This window comes from Nostoc sp. DedQUE09, assembly GCF_034530915.1.
Classification (GTDB): domain Bacteria; phylum Cyanobacteriota; class Cyanobacteriia; order Cyanobacteriales; family Nostocaceae; genus Nostoc.
Genome location: NZ_JAVRCE010000020.1, coordinates 24,549 through 46,595, shown reverse-complemented (window position 1 = coordinate 46,595; position 22,047 = coordinate 24,549). Strand labels below are relative to the sequence as shown.

Here is a 22,047-nt window from a genome sequence, read left to right as displayed (position 1 = left end):
ACATAAAAATTCTATGTCAACAGTTGCTTTAAGAGATATACATAAACAGTATGCTGATACTGAGGTGATCAAAGGCATCGATCTTGATGTTGGCGATCGCGAATTTGTGGTATTTGTCGGCCCGTCCGGTTGTGGAAAATCAACCTTGCTCCGCATGATTGCCGGACTAGAAGAAATTACCTCCGGCAAGTTGTTGATTGATGGAGAGGTAGTGAATGATGTACCTCCAGATAAACGTGGTTTGGCAATGGTATTTCAAACCTACGCCCTTTATCCTCACATGACCGTAGCGGAGAATATGGCATTTAGCCTCCGTCTTGCAGGTGTGCCAAAAGCCCAGCGTTATGAAAGGGCGCGTGAAGTCGCTCGTGTCCTGCAACTGGAACCACTGTTAAACCGCAAGCCCAAAGAGCTATCGGGAGGACAACGCCAACGGGTAGCGATCGGTCGTGCCTTGGTTCGCAATCCCAAAGTGTTTTTATTTGATGAACCACTGTCAAACCTGGATGCAGCTTTGCGTGTGCAGATGCGGATTGAACTAGCTAGCTTACATGAGAGCTTGCAATCCACCATGATTTATGTGACGCACGATCAGGTGGAAGCCATGACACTTGCTGACAAAATTGTAGTGTTGCAGGGCGGCATTATAGAACAAGTCGGTTCGCCACTAGAACTTTACCACCATCCCCGCAATCTATTCATTGCCGGATTTATTGGTTCACCTAAGATGAACTTTATTTCGGTAACAGTAACAGCCGTCAATGACTCTGGTATAAGGGTCAAACTTCCTGGTGATGCCAGTGTAATGATTCCGGTGAAGCCTGGAAAACTGTCGGTTGGAGATAAAGCTACATTGGGGATTCGCCCCGAACATCTGCGACTTGATCGCAATAACCCAAGCGTGAATGGCGAAGTGTTAGTTGTAGAACGATTGGGTGGACAAACCTATCTCTATGTCAAGATTGAGGGAGGAGACACCGTAGTAGTACAAACAGACGGAGATAATTCCAGCCAGTTACGAGATCTTGTTCCTATCCACATTAGCGGCGAGCTTTGCCATCTGTTTGACTTACAGGGTGAAGCAGTTTCAAAAAGTCGTCGTCACCAACTAGCATAAATAAGATGAACAGCAATACCAGCACAGGCTCAACAATCAAGCTGAATCAAGCATCCCTGTCTCATTTACCTGGAAACGTTCGCGTACCCAAATACGATCGCCATCAAATCACTAATGGAATTGTGCATATTGGGGTTGGTGGATTTCATAGATCGCACCAAGCACTCTATCTTGATGATTATTTCCACCAGAATCCTGGGAGTGATTGGGGAATCTGTGGTGTTGGATTGCTGGACTCTGACTATGACAGGCGTATAAGGGATGCGCTGCTGTCTCAAGATTGTTTGTATACCTTAGTTGAGCAATCGCCCCAAAGCGATCGCGCTCGAATCATCGGTTCCATCACTCGATACCTGTTTGCACCAGACGATCGTCAAGCAGTCATCGAAGCAATGGCAAGTCCCGAATGCCGAATTGTAACTTTAACCATTACTGAAAGCGGTTACTACTACATCGAAGGAAGTGGCGAATTAGACGTAAACCACCCAACGATTCAGCACGATTTGCAACATCCTGACCAACCAATCGGCACATACGGTTTTTTGACCGCCGCACTCGAAAAGCGACATAAACAGGGGTTAGCACCTTTTACAGTACTGTCCTGTGACAACATTCAGGGCAACGGCAACATGGTACAGAAAATGCTAACGACATTTGCCCAAATGCGCGATCCAGATTTAGGACGTTGGATTGCTGAATACGTTACCTTTCCCAACTGCATGGTCGATCGCATTACTCCGATGACAACGCCAGCAGATATCAAAATGGTGGCGGAATTTGGTATTGATGATGCATTTCCATGCGTAGCGGAGCCTTTCACCCAGTGGGTAATCGAAGATACCTTTTGTGCAGGCAGACCTGATTGGGAATCCGTTGGCGTACAGATGACTAACGATGTTCATCCCTACGAGATGATGAAAATTCGGCTGCTCAACGCCAGTCACTTGTTAATTGGCTATCTCGGCTCTTTGGCAGGTTATACCTATGTTTATGAAGTTATGGCTGATCCCTTGTTTGAGCAAGCAGTCGCTAAGTTGATGGACGAGGTGACACCAACGCTCCAGCCTGTTCCTGAGATTAATTTAGACGATTATAAAAAGACTCTAATTGAACGATTTTCAAATCCCAAAATTCGCGATCAACTTCCGCGCCTGTGCCTGAATGGATCAGCTAAAATTCCTAAGTTTGTTTTGGGATCGCTCCGCGATCAATTACAACTTGGAGGTGCGATCGATTACCTAAGTTTAACGATCGCTGCTTGGTGTCGGTACCTCACGAGTCAGGATAAACAAGGGCAACCTATTCCCATTGATGACCCATTAGCAGACATCCTCATTCAACACGCCAGCTTGAGCAAATTAGATCCTAAGCCATTGCTCAGTATATCTGAAATTTTTGGAGATTTAGTAGAATCACCACGTTTCGTCGAGGCTGTTGCTGACCAGTTGCGTAGTTTGCATGAGTTCGGTGTTAAAGGAACACTAGTCCAATTCTCGCAAGCACACTAAGGCATTATCAACTTCATGAGCGATTTGTAGCTTTATTAAGCAACAAATCTAATTTGGGATTCTTAACTTTTAAGTATTTGAGGACTAGCCTAATGCTGCTTGGCATAGATTTAGGAACAGGCTCTGCTAAAGCATTGCTCCTAGCGACAGACGGAACCGCTATAGGTGAAGCATCAAGCTCATATCCTGTTCATGCACCTCATCCCGGATGGGCTGAGTCGGAGCCGGGGGATTGGTGGTCAGCTGTTGCCTTGGCTGTGAGAAAGGCAGTAGGAAATCATGCTGATCAAGTACAGGCGATCGCATTTTCAGGGCAAATGCATGGTGTTGTCCTAACAGATGAGTCTGGTGAGCCACTGCGTCCTGCTATCCTCTGGGCAGATACTCGCTCTAGTAACACGCAAAACATTTATCATTCACTTGATGCCACTATTTTAGAGCGATTGGGCAACCCGATTACAGCTGGAATGGCTGGCTCAACTTTGCTGTGGCTAAGAGAACATGAGCCTACTATCTACACCCAAGCGCGTTGGGTACTCCAGCCAAAAGATTGGCTACGGTTCCGGCTGACTGGAGAAATTGCAACCGAACCATCTGATGCTAGCGGTACTTTGCTTTACGATGTTGTATCGGACAACTGGGCTTGGGATGCAATCTCAGCCCTGAATCTGCGTTGTGATTGGTTGCCGAAAATTATTCCCTCTAGTGCGATCGCAGGTTACTTAACAGCTGATGCTTCAGAGCATCTAGGCTTAAGAGTTGGCTTAAGAGCGATCGCTGGTGCTGCGGATACAGCAGCCGCCGCACTTGGTAACGGACTACTAGAACCTGGTTTGGTTCAACTAACCATTGGCTCAGGTGCTCAAATCATTACACCTCGCTCCCAACCAATTCTCGATCCTCATGGTCGCACACATCTATATCGAGCCGCCGTACCTAACGGTTGGTATACTCTTGCAGCAATGCAAAATGCCGGGTTAGCGCTTGAGTGGGTGCGAAGTATCCTTGGCTTGAGCTGGGAGCAAGTCTATACTAAAGCGTTTTCTGTTCCCCCAGGATGTGAAGGGTTGACATTTTTGCCATACCTCACAGGTGAGCGAACTCCACACCTTGACCCCTATGTACGCGGGGCATGGGTGGGGCTTGGACTTCATCACACACAGGCGCACCTAATGCGGGCAGCTTTAGAGGGAGTTGCTTTTGCCTTGCGGCAAGGTTTTGAGGCACTTGAGGCAACAGGTTTTAAAGCCACAGAACTGCGTTTAGCAGGCGGAGGAACGGCAGAAATGCCTTGGAAACAATTACTAACTGATGTATTGAGAATACCTCTCTATGCAACTACCGTTGCTGCTGCATCTGCGCGTGGTGCTGCTCTATTGGCGGGTATCGGAATTGGCATATATGCAGATGCTAATGACACAAGCAAACTGGCAGCCGCACCAACGCTTGTTGCAACTCCCCAGTCAGTTGATTCAGCCTTAGAAGATGCTTGGATGCGATATCAATCTCTTTATCCACGACTTAAAAAAATCTCATAGAAGTTATGCCTCAAGACCGTAGCACTAAAAGGTATTTACAGAATAAATTGTTAAGATGAGGCTGTTTAACATCAAGTCAAGAAAAGAAGTGAGCTTACTAAGAGCATAAGTAGTGGCTTTCATAAATCTCAACTAACTAGGCCATTTGCCGAGCCATTAACTGGGCAAATAGACCTTCAACAGCAGCAAGTTCCTCAAAAGTTCCATGTTGGGCAATCCGGCCTGCTTGCAGCACATAAATACGATTAGCGTTGCGGATGGTGCTAAGTCGATGAGCGATCGCAATTCTGGTAACTTGTAACTTATCCAAGCTTTCACTGACAATCGCCTGGGTTTTGTTATCTAGCGCACTGGTAGCTTCATCGAATAACAAAATCCGGGGTTTTAAGGCCAAAGCGCGAGCAATCAATAACCGTTGTCGTTGCCCTCCAGAGAGATTGCCACCTCCTTCACTAATCACAGTATGCATAGACATAGGCATGGCTGCAACATCGTCAGCAAAACCAGACATACGAGCTGCCTCCCAAGCTTCATCGAGTGTAATCTGAGCGCCGCTAGCAATATTGTCAAAAATAGAAGCTGACATAATCCGGCCATTTTGCAGAACGACACCTAACTGTCGGCGCACTGCCTCAACATCCAACCCAGATAAATCTTGACCATCATAATAGATAGTGCCATCTTCAGGAGTTTCAAACCCTAATAGCAATCTAAATATAGTAGATTTACCGCTCCCAGAACCGCCTACAAGTGCAATAAATTCCCCAGGCTCGGCATACAGACTCACATTATCTAGGATCAGAGGCCCATCTTGTCGGTAGCGGAATGTGACATGATCTACAGCGATTTTGCCTATGAGCCTACCAGGATCAGCTTTGCTCAGATCCACTTCTGGTATAGTTTCTAAAATTGGTTGAGCGCGTTTCCACTGAGGAACAACTTGCAAAGCGCCTGTAACTGTATTGCTTACGTCTGTAGCACCTTTAATAAAAGTACCAAACGCACTGTTAAAAGCTAGGAAAGTCCCAATTGTTAGTCCGATCGCACCTGTAGTCTGAGCCTCTTGAAGCTGTTGGATGGTAAACCAAAACAGGATGCCAGAAGTTACCGTGGGCATAACTGTATTGAAAAGAACCACAGCGTCTTCAACATTCTGGGTACTAAGTTCCAGTTTTATTTGCCGGCTGTAGTTTTTACTCCAAGAAGCGAAACCCCGCTCTTGGGCCCCAGCGACACGCAGTTTAGAAATGCCATTGATTAGTTGTACTGTCTGCCCAAAGATACTTCCCTTTATTTCCAGCAGTGGGCGAACTTTGCGGACGAGGAGCATACCAGAGAGTGTAGTTACAGCTATAACAACTACTGCTACAGCCACAGCAACTAAAGCTAATTTCCAGCTGTAGTAAAACAAAAGTCCTAAGTTTAATAATGAGAACAAACCAGTGATTAGAGTAATCAAGGTTGTACCACTTAGTAGACGACGGATTGTACTAATCGATGTCACACGGGACTGAAGATCCCCTGTGGTATACTGGCGGAAAAATGATACTGGCAAGTTTAGCAGCCGATCCCATACAGCAGCTTGGGTGGAGGCATCGGAAACTGTTTCCACGCGCAAAAGTGCGAATCCTTGAGCCAGCCGAAATACTGCCGTCCCAAAAGCTGCAACCAGCAACCCCAAACCAACTTGTAGTAATAATCCGCGATCGCTATCTGGAATGGCGTTGTCAATTAAAATGGCAGTGGCGTGGAGTGTGAGCATTCCTAGCAGTGTCGCGGCAATACCAGTTAAAAAAACGATTAGTATATCTCTGCCACGATTCTTAACCGCGAACCGAAATAAATCGTTAGCCTTAAGAACTTTATCAGGCAAAGACCGATAAAACATATAAGCAACGGGCGCTAGTGTCGAAGCAATTTCAGCATCTACAGGATGACGAGTGCGATCGTTTGGATCAAAGATTTCGTAGCGAGTAGCAGAAACGGGCAGGAGTGCCACTGGTCGGTTATCCTCTTGGGTGTAGGCAACCAAAGGGCCACAGTCCTTCTCCCACCAGTTATCCCGCAACAAAATCTGTCGCATCCTTAACCGCGAAGCTCTAACAATTGCCTCCAATGGCTCCTTCACCCGCTTCAGGTTCTCTGACTTAGCTGGGGGGCGAATTTTCACACCTAAACACCTGCCCACAGCACCAGCAACAACTAACAATGGCGCACCTTCGAGGAAAAAGGTTGCTTCTTGAGTTCCTAAAGAAGATGCTAGTTCGCCTAGAGCTTCTGCTGTCACCTGATGATTGAGACGTTCCCGATCACTGAGCCGTTGTAGTTCTTCTTGGGTTTCCTGCTGTTCTAGGAAGTTGATATATTCCAGCAGTTGAGTATGAAACTGGGAAAGCCCCTCAAGCAGGATATCTGCGTTGCGGATGGCGCTTGTGGTTTGAGTGGCAAGCTGAACTTCCCCTACAGCTTCTAACCATATACCATCGCTGAGGGGGAAAATTCCCGATGTCGGATCTAGAGTTAGTTCCTCAAGCCCCATCCAGTGGACATTTCCTTGCTGAATTTGTACCCAAGCGATCGCCTGGGGTTCTGGCTGGAGAGTTTGACCATCAATTAGAGAAAATCGCGCTTCTCCTGCTGCTCGGACTTGAATTGCTGGAGTGGTAATATGGGAAAGTGTAGTGTTGATTTGCTCTACCCAACCCTCCACCAAAGAAACTATTCTGGTATCCCCATCAACAACTAACTCCTCAAAGTATTCTCGGTCTACCTTCAGCAATTCAGTTTCTCCCATCGGCACTGCTAAAAGTTGGCGGTGCTGATCAATACAGTCAGAAGCTGTTCCAAAAAGAGCCTCTTCGGGATGAAGAGTGAACAAATAACGGCGAGTTCCTTGGGTGATGCCATTTTTAATACTGACAGCAAACAACGCTACAGAGCCAGACTGCACAATCCAAATGGTCTGCGGGTCGTCTAGGAGTATTGGTTCATTGCCTTTAAGGCTGTATAGTTGCCCCTGTAAGTCTTTGCCCCTGATTTGGTTAGTGACCATAATTAAGCTCCCTCTTCACTGCTGATTAACCGTGAGTACACCCCCTCTACTTGCCATAATTCCTCATGAGTACCTCGTTGTACCACCTTTCCCCGTTCAAGGACGATGATTTCATCACAGTCGCGGATCGTGCTTAATCGGTGTGCAACAATTAGGCAGGTACACCCACGTCGCCGCAGATTTTGGTCAATAATTTTTTCCGTCTCGGAATCTAGGGCGCTGGTAGCTTCATCCATAATCAGGATTGAAGGATTATTAACTAAGGCGCGGGCTATTTCTAATCGCTGTCGTTGACCTCCACTTAAATTGGCGGCTCCTTCAATTAGTTCTGCATCAAATCCGCCAGACATAGAGAAAATCACATCATCAATAGCAGCATCCTTACTAGCCCGCACTAGATTTTTATCTGGTACTGTGGTATCCCATAAAGTCAAATTTTCCCTGACAGTTCCGCCAAACATCAAAATATCCTGCTCTACCAAAGCAACAGAGTTAGTTAATATCGATTGCGGAATCTGCTTTCTAAGTTGACCATCAAAGCAAATTTCTCCCTCCCAAGGTTCGTAGAGTCCGCTTACCAGTTTGGCAATAGTAGACTTACCAGAGCCGCTCCCGCCTACTAAAGCTACTCGTTGTCCAGGCTTGACCGAGAGGCTAAAGTTTTCAATCAAAGGCGGATCTAAACGGCTATAGCCAAATGTGACATTCTCTAATTCGACGTACCCCTGTAATCTAGGCAGAGGAGATGAGGAAGACAAAGAGATTTTTTCTTCCCCTGTTCCCCCTGCTTCCCCTGCTCCCCTGCTCTCCCGGTTACTGAGCGCAGTCGAAGTATGCTCCCCTGCTCCATCAATTGGGTTATCCAACACATCATCTAGGCGAATCAAATTGCCCTCCATTTCCTGGAGGGTACTACCGAAGTTGACAAGATTATTAACAGGTAGCAAAAAGCTCTGCATCAGTCCTTGAAAGGCTATAAGCATTCCAATGCTGAGGTGTCCATCCATCACTCGTAAACCACCTACAACTAATAAAGCCATTGATGAAAGGGAAGACAAAAGTGTAGGTAATATTGAGAAAGTCTGGTTTGTCACCCCTAGTTCTTGCTGAGAGTTAATTGCCTTGGTGTAATACCCTGACCACCGCGAAAAAAAATCTGATTCTAACCCTGATGCTTTGAGAGTTTCTATACTCTGGAGAGCCGCTATGGATGCGCCCGCAGCTTTACCATACTCTTGGATTAATCGCTGATTAGCATCGACGCGCTGACGGGAGATCCACTGCAAAGTTAAGACATTTACAGTAGCAAAACTAGCTACCAGCAAAGTTAGTACCCAGTCATATTGAAACATGACTAAGGCGTAAAAAATTACCATTACTGCATCGATAACTGTAGTCGCCAATCGCCCCGAAAGCACATCAGCCACTTGGTCGTTGAGACTAGTGCGGTTACTAATTTCACCTGCAAACCGTTGAGCATAAAAACTAACTGGTAGGCGCAGGATGTGCCACAGAAAACGGCTGGACATTCCCACAGATAGCTTGACTTTCAAGCGGCGTAGATAACGTAACCGTAGCAGGGTTAATACTCCTTGGAGGACTGCTGCGATCGCCATTGCCAATAACAACGGACGCAACCAGTGCTGCCGCCCTTGCACTAGGATTTCGTCTACAAACACTTGACTAAATACTGGTACGGATAATCCGACAAGTGTTAACAAAAATCCTGCCAGCAGACAGTAAATTAAGACACCAGTAGCACCCTTTAGCCGTGACCACAGCGATAAAATTAGGCTAGGTTTACGACCCCCTTTTTCAAACTCCGCCCCTGGTTCTATAACCAGTACCACTCCGGTATACCCCTCGTCAAATTCCTGCCGGGATACCTTTCGCGGCCCAGTGCCTGGGTCATTAAGATAAACCCAAGCAGAGCTAAATCCTTCTACTACTAAGAAGTGGTTGAAGTTCCAAAACACAATATAGGGAGGGCTGAGGTCTGGAAGTTGATCCAGTTCCTTTTTAAAGCCTTTTGCTTGCATTCCATAGCTTCTGGCAGCTTTGAGGACGTTAGAAGCTTTGCTGCCATCGCGGGAAACTCCACACTCTCGACGTAGTTCTGGCAGAGGCACAGTCCGACCATAGTAACCCAAAATAATTCCTAAAGCTGCGGCACCACATTCTACTGCCTCCATTTGCAAAAGCGTGGGTGTCTTTACCCGCTTACCTGGATTTTTCAGCAGGTTTTGCAGGTACTGCAAAGGATTAATCGGTGCCACTAATGATAGATTAGTAGATACCACTGACAGACCTCAGAATAGGTAAAACAAACGTAATCGGCGATCGCTCTTCCACCTTGACTCGCACAGATGTAGTCGTTCCAGAAGAGATTTTTAGCTGCGGCCCATCAGAAGAAGACCACTTATAGCCACTGAAAGTAGTAGAATCTGGCTGCAAGTCAGCAAATACTTGAATAAGTGCCTCTTGCTTTTCTCCTACCAAACCTGCAACCACTTCAGGATTACCCACTACACTAGCGGCTGCTTCTCTGGTAATGGGAAATGGTGAGACAGTGGTAATCTTACCGACAATACCACCAAAGCGTTCCCGCTTCACGGTTTGGGGTGTAATTTGTAACGTCATACCTGGTTGAATTTTCTTTCCTTCTCCAACCGGAAAATAGGTAATGCCAACCATTTTGCTAGATGGATTTTCTGCATCTATGCTTCCTAAACGGGTTCCGGCATCAATCACTTGCCCTGTTGTAACAGTGATTTCGAGAATACGTCCTGAGTGTTGAGAGATAATCTGGCTGTTATTGCCTAATTGTTGTTCTAGTCTAGCAATCTCTCGCTTGACTTCTTGAATCTCATTTTTGCGGGTAGTTGCAGTTTGCAGGTCTTCTTGAGCGAGAGTAGCTACTTTACTGTTCTGTTCTTGCAATTGGGCTTGAATGTTTTTGATTTCGTTCAGATTTGAGAGATATTGCTGTTGTGCATCTGCTTCTTTCAGGTCTAGTTGCTTCAACTGAGATTCGGCTTCATCGATGCTTGCACGCGCATTATCGTATTGTTGCCGCGCTTCTAAGACTACATCATCAGGAATTGCGCCTTCTTTTAAAAGCTTCTGGCGGTTTTCTAATCTCTTTTTATGAGTAGGAAGCAGCCCTTGGAGCGTTTGTAAGCGTCGCTGTAAGTTAAGGCGATCGCGTCCGATTGACACTAGCCCTTTCTCCCTCAACACGGGTGTCAAATCCTGCACAATCTTGAGTCTTTGCTCAAGAGTTAAGCGTTGCTCTTGGATTGCCTTTGTGTCAAGCTGCTGACGCTGCCCTTGTAACAAACTAGCGTTGCGATCCTGATCTTCTAGTTGGACTAGTTTAGCTCGCGCTAGTTGTAGTTGCTTACGCAAGTCAACTTGGTCAACTGTTGCTAGTACATCTCCCTTCTTGACGACATCTCCAACATTGACATTTAGAGCAAGTAACTGCCCTGCACCTTTCGATTGCAACGGCAAAACGTTACGTGGATAAATTAGTACCCCTTGACCTTCCACGGTAATCGGAATCCGTCCATAGATACTCCAGACTACGGCAACTGCTACCAAGGAGCCTAAAGCAGTTAAAGGTAGCCAGCTTTTAGGGGTGACTACCTGCATTAGTTGGTCTAGTCTTTCAGGAGAAGATAAACGCTCTAATGACTCTTTTCGGAATAAATTTTGCTTTTGTTCGACCATTTAGGATTCCTCGACAATCACTTCTGCTTGAACTGAGGATTGAAAAATTTGGTGGCGGGTCTAAATTCCTGATTAAAAACTACCGTTGGTGCTGAAGTTAAATGATTTACATAAAAAAACTAAATACCTGTTCTATTTAAAAGTGTAAGTAGTAAAATCTCTGAAAACAATCTACTTTTTTTTGATAAGACTAGCATTTTTTTAGATATAGTTTATTAATAACAACGGATAGATTGTTAGATATTATGGTAAAAAATTATGTTTCAAAATAAAATCTATTTAAAGACACGTTTAGTAAATTAATTCGTAGCAGACCGAATCACTGGTCTAGAGTTAGGTGCTGATGACTATGGCGTGGAGTTTAGCTTATTAGAGTTGTTAGTAAATTATTCGGGAAAGATTTTTTTGCGATTAGAAGTGTTACAATTATGGGGTTTTGTACCAGAGGTTTATACAGATACCCGTGTGGTAGATGTGCATATCTCTAGAAAAGCGGACAAAGGTAAAATCCGATCCCAATAACCCAGAATTTATCCTGACAGCAAGAGGTAGTGGTTATTTTTTCCTACGAATTATTTCTTGCTGTCAAGAATAGCAGAAAAATATGACTAAACTCATCTTGATTACAGGCATAAGCAAAGGTCTAGGTTATGCGATGACCGAGGGTTTTATTCAACAGGGACATACTGTTATTGGTTGCGCCCGTTCATCAGACGCTATCGATAAAATACGCCAGAAGTTTAGTGCGCCCAATGATTTCACATCTGTAGACGTGGCAAATGAACAGCTTGTAAAAAAATGGGCAGAACACGTACTTCACAAATATGCACCGCCAGATATAGTGATTAATAATGCGGCAATTACTAATTATCCAGCACCTTTGTGGGAAATTTCATCCGAAGAATTTTCTGATCTAATAGATATCAATATCAAAGGAGTAGTGAATATAATTCGCCATTTTGTACCAGCAATGGTGAAAAACAAACGGGGTATTATTGTTAACTTTAGTTCTGGCTGGGGACGTTCTACTTCAGCCCAAGTTGCACCATACTGTGCTTCTAAGTGGGCAATCGAAGGATTAACTCGTTCTTTGGCACAAGAATTGCCGGCTGGTATGGCAGCCATACCTCTCAATCCAGGGATTATTCATACAGATATGCTCTCTATTAGCTTTGGAGAAGAAGCTGCTAATTATACACCCGTGTCCGATTGGGTATTGAAAGCTGTGCCATTTATTCTCAAATTAAAACCCAAAGATAACGGGATTCCTTTGACTATACATTAAAGAGTGAATCTCAATTGCGTAGGTGTAGCCCGTCGTAGACATCGTTGCGATTAGGTGCCGACAGTTGAATTATCTCCGAAAAACGTGAATACTTAACTGCATCGGTAGGGGGATAATCCGCCGACACTGCAAGTAACCCAATTTTTATATCCTCGAAATAAATCACACCCCCAATATGCCCTTGAACTTGGAAAGCTCCATGAAATAAATTATACGGAGCTATGTATATTAGGAAAAAGTCAGTAATTTTGATTGTCCTGTCAAACATCTGCTGACAAGTTTTGTGGAGGACAGCATCTAAGTATTTATTATAAGCAGGCTCACCCAGGTCAGTGAATTCTGGCTTATCCGCAAAATGATCCATATAAAATGACCAAATATCGGACAAGTCTGCAACGTCCGTCAGTTTTTGCTTAAGTTCCTGCAATCGGTCAATTTTCATAGTATACATCTTGAGGAGATGGGACAAACAGACAGCACTGTTCAAACAGTTATCAATTATATAGGAATCGCATTTGATTTTTGAAATTATCTGTGTGGGTGGGGAGTGGGGAGTAGGGAATAAGGAATTAGGCTTTTCGATCTGTACCGAGCTTTTTCAGAAATCAAATATTAGTCCTATATTAGTTATCAGTCTCAAAATAAATCTAATTTTTTCTTAAACGGCTTAACATCCAATCAAATCTTGTTCCAGCCAGTGCCATGTTATCTAAAATGTTAGAATCCAATTCATCTTCATATTCAACATTTTCATCCAGTGATTGACCTTTGCTATAAATGCGTCTGCCATAACCAAGCCGACTGAACATTTCCTGTAATCGATTTGCAAGCAAGGTAGCAATCACCCGATAAAATCGAGAAGCAAAACCTATATCCTGTTGTAATTTTGCTGCTAATTGTTGTCGAGGAATTGACAATACAAGTGAGTCTCCAATAGCTCTAACAGTGGCAAAAGGCAAACGGGTATCAATGAAAGCTGTTTCTCCGACGATTTCGCCCTTGGATAATCTTGTTATCTCTCTGCTTGTAGTTTCTTCACCCTCTAAAACTGCAAAGGCGCGAGTTAAAGGATTGCGTTCATCCTCAGAAACAGAAACTGTCATTGTTCCATCCAGTAAAATATACAGTGCATCCACAGGCCCTCCCTCACGGATAAGTACTGTGTTAGGGGCAATTTTTTGGCTAGTACCTGTAGCAATCATCCAATCGATGTCACTATCATGCAATTGTTCCAAAACAAACAGCATATCTCTGAGCGTATTGCTCTTAACAAGTTTGCTATGGCCAAGTTGAGTGATTCTGTTTGCAAGTAGAATAGCGATCGCTCGATAAAACCGACAAGCAAAACCAATATCCTGCTGCAATTTTGCCCTCAATTGCTGCTGAGAAATCGATATTACCACCGATTTTTCAGCTGCTACCACTGTTGAAGCAGCTGGGCGGACATTAATAAACGGGATTTCTCCTATTATCTCACCACTTGAAACCCGTGCAATCTCTCGTCCTAATGTTTCGCTATCCTCCATCGCTGCAAAAGCTCGCTCCAGAGGATTGTTTGTAGCTTGCGAAACAGTAATTGTGAATGTTCCATCGAGTATTATGTGTAAGGTATCCAGGGCTTTTCCCTGCTGCACAAGGATAGTGCCAGCAGGTATTTCCTTTTTACGACCCGTAGCAATCATCCAATTGATGTCACTATTACTCAATTCCTTAAGTAGAACTTCTGTCATAACTCATATAAATTTAAGTTCAGTTTCTGGATGCTCGACTTGCATCTTTGTGAAAGTCGTCAGCAATTGGTCTAGAATTTTTTGGATATGGGAATGCGCCTGAGAGTCAGCCAATTCTTCTAATGTCAAATAAGTTAAAGCTATTAACATAATCGGTTGACTATTGAGAGTCCTTAACTCGCTTCCATGTTCAGCATCAAAGCGTTCCAAATTCTCAGCAGCAGACTTCACCAATGCTTGCAGAATCTTAAATGCGCCCTCTGAAAGCGGCGGTTGACCCCGGTAATTTTGCAATCTCCCTCCTTCTCGGTAATCTGGAAACGACTCCAGCCCCAGAAAACGCAAAAACCAATCAGCCCGATAGTGTCCGATAGCTGCCACAATACCTCTGTAGTCAGCAATCAATTCGTCGAGTAGATTATTCCGCATCGAGCCAAATAAGCGGTGTGTGAAGTAGTGCGTACATTCATGTTCCAGTCGAATATTTAGGGAAATACGCCGCCATTCTGGTTCCGAAAGTCCGATGTCACTGGCTGAAACATTGCTATAAAAACCGTCACTCAAAATAATCAACCGATCTTGATAGAGCTGCTTTTGCGGGATTAGTCGCCCAAATTCTTCTAACCAACTACTCTCGGAGCAGTTACCAAAATTTTTCATTCCCCATTGTTGGCGATACTGGCGAACCCGATCCCAGTTGTTGAAACCAGTAACCATGCAAGCTCCCATAGAAGCAGGGACTGGCTTGGGTTCATTCCGCATCGTTAACGCCTGTACCAAAGAAACAAAATCTTCTCGATTCCTGGTGAGCAAAACCGGGATGACTCCAGCCAAGCTTTGATGTAGGATCAACTGGAGTTGCTCAGGTTGCTGCAAAATCAAACCAGTCGCCTCGACCATACCATCCACTGAAGCACCCTTACGGGTAGCAGAGCGGTATGCCTCTGTTTGGCTGATGCCTTGGAGTATGGGAAACTTTAACTGTACCAATTTAGTTGATAAAGTTTGAAAGACTCCTACCTCTTGAGCCAAAGTGGCGTATTCTTCCCAGGCGGCTACATGGGGTTCGGGTGGAAGGGGAAACTTAGCGGGGAGTGTTGAAAAACTGCGATCAAAGATGTTTTGATTGTAGGAAAGCAATTCTTCTGTCTCCAAGGCAGTAGCACCATAGGAAGCAAGTATATTAGTACGAAGTTGGTGTTGGTTCAAGTGCGATCGCCTCCCACCAATACCTCCTTTAACTCAACTTTATCCACAATCTGCCGAGCAATTTCTTGCACCGTCTGGCTAAATGGATGGTCAGCGTAACGCAAGCAAAACAAACTACTGCTGGCTAGCTGAATTATCTCTTCAGAAAGAGGCACAATACCAGCCACTGGAGTGTTGTAGATCGTCTCCATTTGTTCTCGCAGAGCGTTGAAATCCATTGCTGGTAGCACCTTATTAATTACCAGCAACATTTTTTCCACCTTTAATTTTTTTGCCACCTCCACTGTTACCGCAGTACCCTGGAAGTCTTGGCGGTCTGGACGCAGGATGACGACTAAGATATCAGAAATAGCGATCGCTAGTAAGGTTTCTTCATTCAAACCAGGGTGAGTATCAATCAACAAATAGTCCAGGTTGAGATACCGGATTAAATCCTCAAAGCCTTCGTTGAGTTTGCCTACGTCATAACCCTCGCGTAAGATGCGGGAAATTTCCCCTGCTTTAATACTCGAAGGAATCAGATAGAGGCTGCCATTGCTTCCAGATGTCTTCCCTTCCGCATTTAAAGTATGACTAACATCGTAGGCAGCATCTTTAATTACACAGCGCCCCCATAAGTAGTCATTGAGGGAGCGATGCATCTTGTCCTCGTCTAGACCAAAAATAATATGAATCCCTGGTGATTGAATATCGGTGTCAATAATACCTACGCGTTTTCCAAGACGCGCAATAGTAGCGGCTAAGTTAGCAGTTAAATTTGATTTTCCTGTACCACCACGAAACGAATGAATAGATACAATTTTGGACATAATGTCATACTCCGAACAGTTATCAGTTATCAGTTATCAGTTATCAGTGAACAGTTAGCGCGACGTTTAAGATTTTGTGCTTTTTGGTGTAACTGTTGGCAATAGTCGGTTTCTGTTTCATCATTTTTGGGCATTCGCCTCTTGATTTTTTGCGCTTTTTGTTGCAGTTCCTGGAAATAATCTGTCTGTATGATGTCAGCTACCTGACGTGCCTTTTTCGCTTCGTCAATTTCAACGTTTAATTCCATCACCTGCTGTTTGAGCTTCTGCTCTCGCGCCTTCACTTCTTGGGCCATTTGCAGGAAAACGCGCACTAGTTGACCAATATCATCATTCGCGTCTGACGCTTTAGCTAACTGATAAGTATCAAAATCATCCTGCTCTACCAGTGATTGTGCTGCTTTTGTTAGGGCACGAATCGGTTTGGCAATACTCTGCGCTAAAATCAGGGCGATGATTGTTGCGATCGCTCCTACTGCCAGTAAGCTATAGCTGTTCTGCCAAATAAGTTCATTCAAGGGAGCATCAAACTGTGCGTGGGCTTTGTTCACGCCCAATACCCAAGGTTGCTCTTGTAAGGGAGCAAAGCCGACCATTTGGCGCGTCTGCTCAATTGGAGAATAATAGCTAGTGTGACTTGTCTGTTTAGCTCCCACGATCGCACCTGCTAACTCTGGAACGTCCAAGCTTTTGATTTGCTCGACACCATAAAGCCTATCGGTTTCGCTGTGGTGTTGTTTGTTAGCTGGCAAGGGAACTAGGCTATGATAAAGTAGCGATTGATCAGGATGGCTAATGATTACGCCACGCTCGTCAACCAAGAAGGCATAACTTTGAGAGCCAGCCTGCAACGCATTTACAATCGCCCAGATGTCTTCTCCCTTGATTTTTAAAACCGCCACACCGACAATTTTACCGCCCTCAGACCGTACAGGATTGGAGAAGTAAATGCCTGCTCGTCCACTCGTTGTACCAACTATAATGCTAGAAACGTAAGGGCGTCCCTGAACGCTAAAGCGGAAGTATTCACGGAAAGCGTAGTTTTGAGAAATGAATGTGGGGTCAGTGGCAGCAAGACAGTGCCCCTTTGTATCTATAATGTAGACAACATCATAGTCGGGGTTGGAGCGAAAGACGTTATCTAGCGTTCGCTGCATCGAGGAGCGGAAGGCGGTTTGCTTCTGAGGATTAGTCGCAGCTAGAAAACCCACTACATCCTTATCACTGCTGACTTGGACGGCAACACGCTGGATGTCGATAATTAACTGGTCGAGGCGACTAGCGTTACTGGTGGCTAAGAGTTCCAGTTTGCGGTATTCGCTGTCCTCTGCACTCTTGAGGCTGTCTTGGAGGTTGTGATAGGTGGTGAAGCTCATCGGTATGAGGGCAACACAGAGAAGTGCTACCGAGAGTTTCGTTCTGATAGACCAGGCAGAGGGGTTAAATAACCGACGCAAGAATTTAATTGAGCCGATTTGCTCTAAACCCGACCATACTGTGGTGGGTGGTTGGTAAGGGACAACCTTTAGCCCACCTCCGATCGCATCTAGCTCTGCATCACTGATACTATCACCTGACTTTGAGATTTTAACTAAAGCAGCTTCCCATTCTGGCAGTGTAAAACTATAGCCAGCAGCTAGTAAAATTTCTAGGCGTTGTTCATCACTGGCAGCATTTTGCAGTTGCTTTTGCAACACTTCATCCGTGGCTATCCGCTCATAAAAGGCTCGTGCGCTTTCAACAGACATACATTTTAAGAGGCTATTAAATCAGTTGCCTCAATCCCAAAGAGTAGCAGTAATCTCTGCCATGTCTAGGGACTGCTTTGCCTTAACAAGAACCTTTATTTGGCAGTTAGGTTTTTAAATATTCAGACATTGAGTTTTAAGACATTTAATTAAATTCCTTTAGAAATATTTATCAAGGTTTTCCCCAATATCAGAAACTAAGTCTTTGCCCTCTTTGTAAACGTCAGTAACAAAGTCCTTAGCAGCATCTACTACTTTGCCTAATTCTATACCACCGGAAACCGAAGTAAGCTCTTCATCAGATAACTCATTATATTGCTGTTGGGAATCAATTTTATTTTTAGGATTAATTGAATTGTTTGTCATGGTATATTTTCCCTTTGATTTTTTTAGTTTACTTCATTGAAATACTATAGGTGAATAAAGCTAATTAATCATTTTCAGTTTATCAACCTTTTATTTGAACGAACTGAAGGTTTTGATTGATATCTAATAAATTAGTATATCCAAAAGCTAAATACAATGCACAATATTTCTGTGTAACTAACAATTTTTTTATTTTGACATCAAAAAAATTATTAGTTCCATCAAAAGATAGTGTATGGTAATTATCTTCAAAGCTCAGTTAGTCTGTTTACAGGTTCAGCACTTCTAACTTGATTGCTAAAGCATAAAAGAATGAAATGTCTGAGCAAAGTTTGCTGAGAATCACGAACAGTGATCAAAATGCAACTTAGAGTTAATAGCTCAATCTGTAACCAAACTGAATGTTATTTACTGAAGGGGAAAGATATGTCTATCCAAGATGCCAAGGCGTTTTTTAATGCGGTACTCACAAATGATAATTTCCGAAGCCAACTTCAAAGCTCTAAAACTAATGAGGAACGTGCTGTAGCTATAAGAGCAGCAGGATATAGTTTCACTCCAGAAGAATCTCAGCAGTTGCTCAATCAAATTATCGAAGCAGCAGCTATTGATAGTGGTTTGAGTGAGGCCGAGCTAGAAGCAGTTGCCGGAGGAGCAGTAGGAGCAGTATCAACAGCAGGACCAGGTGCGATTCCAGGTGGTCTTATAGGTGCTGGTGCTGGGGCTATTGGCGGGGTAGTAAGCGGAGTGATCAAGGGAGGTGATGGAGGTGAGATACTTGGTGACGCTATTGGTGGGGCTGTTAGTGGGGGTGTAGGTGGTGCCCAAGGCCCAGCATAGCTCCATCAGCCCAGGTAGTAGTTCTACTCTGGTAGACTTCTAAATGATAACCAAAGCTAAAGAGCAGCTAAGTATATTTGTTTAGCTGCTCTTTACTCTCAACGTAACTTTTGAAAGTAAAAGTTTTTCTCAATGAATTTTAAAAAAAATATTACCTTCAGATCAGGAAAGTTTAGCAATTTTAGACAGATTGTACAAACCTTTTCGAGAGATTTGAAACTCCTCCAAACAATCGTTACGTCAGGGGTGATTGTGACAACTGCTGCACTTGGGAGTTTTGTTGCCAAGGTTCAGGCGGCTACCTTTACCCTACCAATTGAAGTAGCAGCCAAAGCTACAGGGGTTGATGTTTTGCGCGATCGCTACATTCAATAGAAGAGAAGCGTGAATTACCAATTACCATTAACTCAATTTGAGTTTGGTAAAAAAATTCCTCAAAATCAAGATGCCTGAAAGTTATTTTGCTTTATTTGGCAGTTAGGTTTTTAAATATTCAGACATTGAGTTTTAAGACATTTAATTAAATTCCTTTAGAAATATTTATCAAGGTTTTCCCCAATATCAGAAACTAAGTCTTTGCCCTCTTTGTAAACGTCAGTAACAAAGTCCTTAGCAGCATCTACTACTTTGCCTAATTCTATACCACCGGAAACCGAAGTAAGCTCTTCATCAGATAACTCATTATATTGCTGTTGGGAATCAATTTTATTTTTAGGATTAATTGAATTGTTTGTCATGGTATATTTTTTTGTTTACTTCATAAAACTACTATAAATAACTAAAATCCATCACTTATATTTTAATTATTTTTATCAACTTTTTATTGGAATCAACGAGAGTTTAGATTAGTATCTAATAAATTAGTATATCCAAAAGCTAGATACAATGCACAATATTTCTGTGTAACTAACAATTTTTTTATTTTGACATCAAAAAAATTATTAGTTCCATCAAAAGATAGTGTATGGTAATTATCTTCAAAGCTCAGTTAGTCTGTTTACAGGTTCAGCACTTCTAACTTGATTGCTAAAGCATAAAAGAATGAAATGTCTGAGCAAAGTTTGCTGAGAATCACGAACAGTGATCAAAATGCAACTTAGAGTTAATAGCTCAATCTGTAACCAAACTGAATGTTATTTACTGAAGGGGAAAGATATGTCTATCCAAGATGCCAAGGCGTTTTTTAATGCGGTACTCACAAATGATAATTTCCGAAGCCAACTTCAAAGCTCTAAAACTAATGAGGAACGTGCTGTAGCTATAAGAGCAGCAGGATATAGTTTCACTCCAGAAGAATCTCAGCAGTTGCTCAATCAAATTATCGAAGCAGCAGCTATTGATAGTGGTTTGAGTGAGGCCGAGCTAGAAGCAGTTGCCGGAGGAGCACTAGGAATAGGAACAGGACCAGGTGCGCTTGCAAGTGGTGTCATAGGTGCTGGTATTGGGGCTGCTGGCGCGTTAGTAGGCGGAGTGGTCAAGGGAGATTCAAGAGGTGATATAGGTGCTGACGCTATTGGTGGGGCTGTTGCTGGGGGTATAACTGGTGCCCAAGGCCCAGCATAGCTCCATCAGCCCAGGTAGTAGTTCTACTCTAATAGACTTCTAAATGATAACCAAAGCTAAAGAGCAGCTAAGTATACTTGTTTAGCTGCTCTTTACTCTCAACGTAACTTTTGAAAGTAAAAGTTTTTCTCAATGAATTTTAAAAAAAATATTACCTTCAGATCAGGAAAGTTTAGCAATTTTAGACAGATTGTACAAACCTTTCCGAGAGATTTGAAACTCCTCCAAACAATCGTTACGTCAGGGGTAGTTGTGACAACTGGTGCACTTGGGGGCTTTGTTGCCAAGGTTCAGGCGGCTACTTTTACCCTACCAATTGAAGCAGCAGCCAAAGCTACAGGGGTTGATGTTTTACGCGATCGCTACGGTCTAGATGGCACTGGAATCACCATCGGCGTACTATCAGATAGCTTCGCCACGGCAAAGACTTTTGATGCCTCTAACAACCAGGATACTTATGCCACCAACATAGCCGATGGCTACTTACCATCTAATGTTAACGTGCTAAAGGACTATGCTAAACCTGGTACCACCGATGAGGGTCGCGCTTTATTGCAGATCATTCATGCTGTGGCTCCAGGAGCTAACTTAGCGTTTCACACAAGCTTGAACACCACGGATAGCTTCGGTCAAGGCATTCAGGCTCTAGCGGCTGCCGGGGCAGACATAATTGTGGATGATTGGGGTTACGTATACCCTCCGATCGCTCCTCCTGATACACCTTTAAACCTACTAGATTTGGAGCCTCCGAACGGGCCAATTAACCAAGCGATTAACGCGGTAGTTAACCAGGGGATTTCTTATTTCACTAGTGCTGATAATAATTATCTTCCCCCCAATAGCCAAGTGCCTGGTGTTCCCATATACGGGCATCCAAATAACCCAAATGCGCTGACTGTTGGAGCAGTGTACTACGGGAACGCAAAATCCTACTCAAGCAAAACATTCGATGTTGTTGTAAAGCAGGGGCAGATAGAACCATTCTCTTCGGAAGGCAACCCAGATTCTTTCAAGCCGGATGTTGTGGCTCCGGATGGGCTAGCAATTTCCTTTGACTTAGGTGGAGGTTCTCCTCTTGATGCCAACCCCGACTTCTACACTTTCTTAGGTACCTCGGCATCGGCTCCTTTCACAGCCGCAGTTGCAGCACTGCTACTAGAGGGCGATCCAAGCGCAACACCTACTGAAATCTATAATGCTCTAAGAGATACGGCTGACAGCCCTTCGTTAGGCTTCGACTCCAGACTTGGCTTCGGACTAATCCAAGCAGACGAGGCTATTGTAGCACTGGGTGTGAAACCCAAACCAGTCCCCGAACCTTCTGCAACTCTAGGCTTGCTAGGTGTTGGTGTTCTAATTGTTGGTTTGCGCCTGAAACTCTTTAGCAGAAGTTCAAGACTATGGTTAAGCCCAGTCAGAGGTGGGGCTTCAAAGCCTTTAGTTTGAGCAGCAAACGGGTTTTCTGATTACTGAGGCGCTAGTTCAGCTTTTAACTAACCCAAGTTGCGGGTTATCGACTGATATCATGTCCGCCTAATTAGTTATGATTT

General features: G+C 44.0%; 18 protein-coding genes and 1 pseudogene. 9 read left to right on the top strand and 10 right to left on the bottom strand.

Going from position 1 to position 22,047, the window contains the following annotated elements; genetic code table 11:
* The first annotated feature begins 13 nt into the window (after nucleotides 1–13).
* The 3 genes from RMY27_RS15135 (at nucleotide 14) to xylB (ending at nucleotide 4,163) form a co-directional block, all read left to right on the top strand.
* The gene (locus tag RMY27_RS15135; protein ID WP_322664493.1) at nucleotides 14–1,117 is read left to right on the top strand and encodes a sn-glycerol-3-phosphate ABC transporter ATP-binding protein UgpC; all 1,104 of its coding nucleotides are present in this window, start codon (nucleotides 14–16) and stop codon (nucleotides 1,115–1,117) included.
* Nucleotides 1,118–1,122: 5 nt separating this feature from the next.
* Nucleotides 1,123–2,625, top strand: coding sequence for a mannitol dehydrogenase family protein (locus tag RMY27_RS15130; protein WP_322664492.1), 1,503 nt, complete (start codon nucleotides 1,123–1,125; stop codon nucleotides 2,623–2,625).
* Nucleotides 2,626–2,717: 92 nt separating this feature from the next.
* Nucleotides 2,718–4,163, top strand: coding sequence for a xylulokinase (gene xylB / locus RMY27_RS15125; RefSeq protein ID WP_322664491.1), 1,446 nt, complete (start codon nucleotides 2,718–2,720; stop codon nucleotides 4,161–4,163).
* Between the two features lie 136 nt (nucleotides 4,164–4,299).
* Here xylB and RMY27_RS15120 read toward each other — a convergent pair whose 3' ends face one another.
* From RMY27_RS15120 to RMY27_RS15110, 3 genes are read right to left on the bottom strand one after another with little or no spacing between them, the layout of a single operon-like run.
* Complete coding sequence (locus RMY27_RS15120; protein ID WP_322664489.1) at nucleotides 4,300–7,215, bottom strand: NHLP bacteriocin export ABC transporter permease/ATPase subunit; 2,916 nt, start codon at nucleotides 7,213–7,215, stop codon at nucleotides 4,300–4,302.
* 2 nt (nucleotides 7,216–7,217) lie between these two features.
* Nucleotides 7,218–9,515 (bottom strand): NHLP family bacteriocin export ABC transporter peptidase/permease/ATPase subunit, encoded by a 2,298-nt coding sequence (locus RMY27_RS15115; RefSeq protein WP_322664487.1) that lies wholly within the window; start codon nucleotides 9,513–9,515, stop codon nucleotides 7,218–7,220.
* The gene (locus tag RMY27_RS15110; protein WP_322664485.1) at nucleotides 9,502–10,947 is read right to left on the bottom strand and encodes an NHLP bacteriocin system secretion protein; all 1,446 of its coding nucleotides are present in this window, start codon (nucleotides 10,945–10,947) and stop codon (nucleotides 9,502–9,504) included. The genes RMY27_RS15115 and RMY27_RS15110 overlap by 14 nt, the downstream gene beginning before the upstream one ends.
* 306 nt (nucleotides 10,948–11,253) lie before the next feature.
* Between RMY27_RS15110 and RMY27_RS15105 the strand changes: the two are divergent.
* Nucleotides 11,254–11,542: pseudogene (locus RMY27_RS15105) on the top strand (winged helix-turn-helix domain-containing protein); the annotation flags it as partial.
* A 9-nt stretch (nucleotides 11,543–11,551) separates the two neighbouring features.
* Nucleotides 11,552–12,232 carry an SDR family oxidoreductase gene (locus tag RMY27_RS15100; protein WP_322664483.1) on the top strand — a complete coding sequence of 227 codons (681 nt, stop codon included), beginning with the start codon at nucleotides 11,552–11,554 and terminating at the stop codon, nucleotides 12,230–12,232.
* A gap of 10 nt (nucleotides 12,233–12,242) precedes the next feature.
* Here RMY27_RS15100 and RMY27_RS15095 read toward each other — a convergent pair whose 3' ends face one another.
* From RMY27_RS15095 to RMY27_RS15070, 6 genes are all read right to left on the bottom strand, one after another.
* Complete coding sequence (locus RMY27_RS15095) at nucleotides 12,243–12,674, bottom strand: hypothetical protein (RefSeq protein WP_322664482.1); 432 nt, start codon at nucleotides 12,672–12,674, stop codon at nucleotides 12,243–12,245.
* Nucleotides 12,675–12,879: 205 nt separating this feature from the next.
* The gene (locus RMY27_RS15090) at nucleotides 12,880–13,962 is read right to left on the bottom strand and encodes a cyclic nucleotide-binding domain-containing protein (RefSeq protein WP_322664481.1); all 1,083 of its coding nucleotides are present in this window, start codon (nucleotides 13,960–13,962) and stop codon (nucleotides 12,880–12,882) included.
* Between the two features lie 3 nt (nucleotides 13,963–13,965).
* Nucleotides 13,966–15,171, bottom strand: a complete 1,206-nt coding sequence (locus tag RMY27_RS15085) for a DUF7005 family protein (RefSeq protein ID WP_322664480.1) — start codon at nucleotides 15,169–15,171, stop codon at nucleotides 13,966–13,968.
* Nucleotides 15,168–15,980 (bottom strand): MinD/ParA family protein, encoded by an 813-nt coding sequence (locus tag RMY27_RS15080; RefSeq protein ID WP_322664479.1) that lies wholly within the window; start codon nucleotides 15,978–15,980, stop codon nucleotides 15,168–15,170. The genes RMY27_RS15085 and RMY27_RS15080 overlap by 4 nt, the downstream gene beginning before the upstream one ends.
* A 29-nt stretch (nucleotides 15,981–16,009) precedes the next feature.
* Nucleotides 16,010–17,728 (bottom strand): Nif11-like leader peptide family RiPP precursor, encoded by a 1,719-nt coding sequence (locus RMY27_RS15075; protein WP_322664478.1) that lies wholly within the window; start codon nucleotides 17,726–17,728, stop codon nucleotides 16,010–16,012.
* A 159-nt stretch (nucleotides 17,729–17,887) separates the two neighbouring features.
* Nucleotides 17,888–18,094 (bottom strand): bacteriocin, encoded by a 207-nt coding sequence (locus RMY27_RS15070; RefSeq protein WP_322664474.1) that lies wholly within the window; start codon nucleotides 18,092–18,094, stop codon nucleotides 17,888–17,890.
* 426 nt (nucleotides 18,095–18,520) lie between these two features.
* Between RMY27_RS15070 and RMY27_RS15065 the strand changes: the two genes are divergently transcribed.
* Nucleotides 18,521–18,934 carry a Nif11-like leader peptide family natural product precursor gene (locus RMY27_RS15065; RefSeq protein WP_322664476.1) on the top strand — a complete coding sequence of 138 codons (414 nt, stop codon included), beginning with the start codon at nucleotides 18,521–18,523 and terminating at the stop codon, nucleotides 18,932–18,934.
* A 252-nt stretch (nucleotides 18,935–19,186) separates the two neighbouring features.
* Complete coding sequence (locus RMY27_RS15060) at nucleotides 19,187–19,309, top strand: hypothetical protein (RefSeq protein WP_322664475.1); 123 nt, start codon at nucleotides 19,187–19,189, stop codon at nucleotides 19,307–19,309.
* 155 nt (nucleotides 19,310–19,464) lie between these two features.
* On the opposite strand, the gene RMY27_RS15055 is transcribed toward RMY27_RS15060, so the two are convergent.
* Entirely contained in the window at nucleotides 19,465–19,671 is a 207-nt protein-coding gene (locus RMY27_RS15055; RefSeq protein ID WP_322664474.1) for a bacteriocin, read from the bottom strand.
* A 418-nt stretch (nucleotides 19,672–20,089) separates the two neighbouring features.
* On the opposite strand from RMY27_RS15055, the gene RMY27_RS15050 reads away from it, so the two are divergent.
* Together RMY27_RS15050 and RMY27_RS15045 are read left to right on the top strand one after the other, a co-directional pair.
* A complete protein-coding gene (locus RMY27_RS15050) occupies nucleotides 20,090–20,497 on the top strand; it encodes a Nif11-like leader peptide family natural product precursor (protein ID WP_322664472.1) in 408 nt (135 codons plus the stop codon).
* A 252-nt stretch (nucleotides 20,498–20,749) separates the two neighbouring features.
* The gene (locus tag RMY27_RS15045) at nucleotides 20,750–21,943 is read left to right on the top strand and encodes a S8 family peptidase (protein ID WP_322664470.1); all 1,194 of its coding nucleotides are present in this window, start codon (nucleotides 20,750–20,752) and stop codon (nucleotides 21,941–21,943) included.
* The last annotated feature ends 104 nt before the right edge of the window (nucleotides 21,944–22,047 follow it).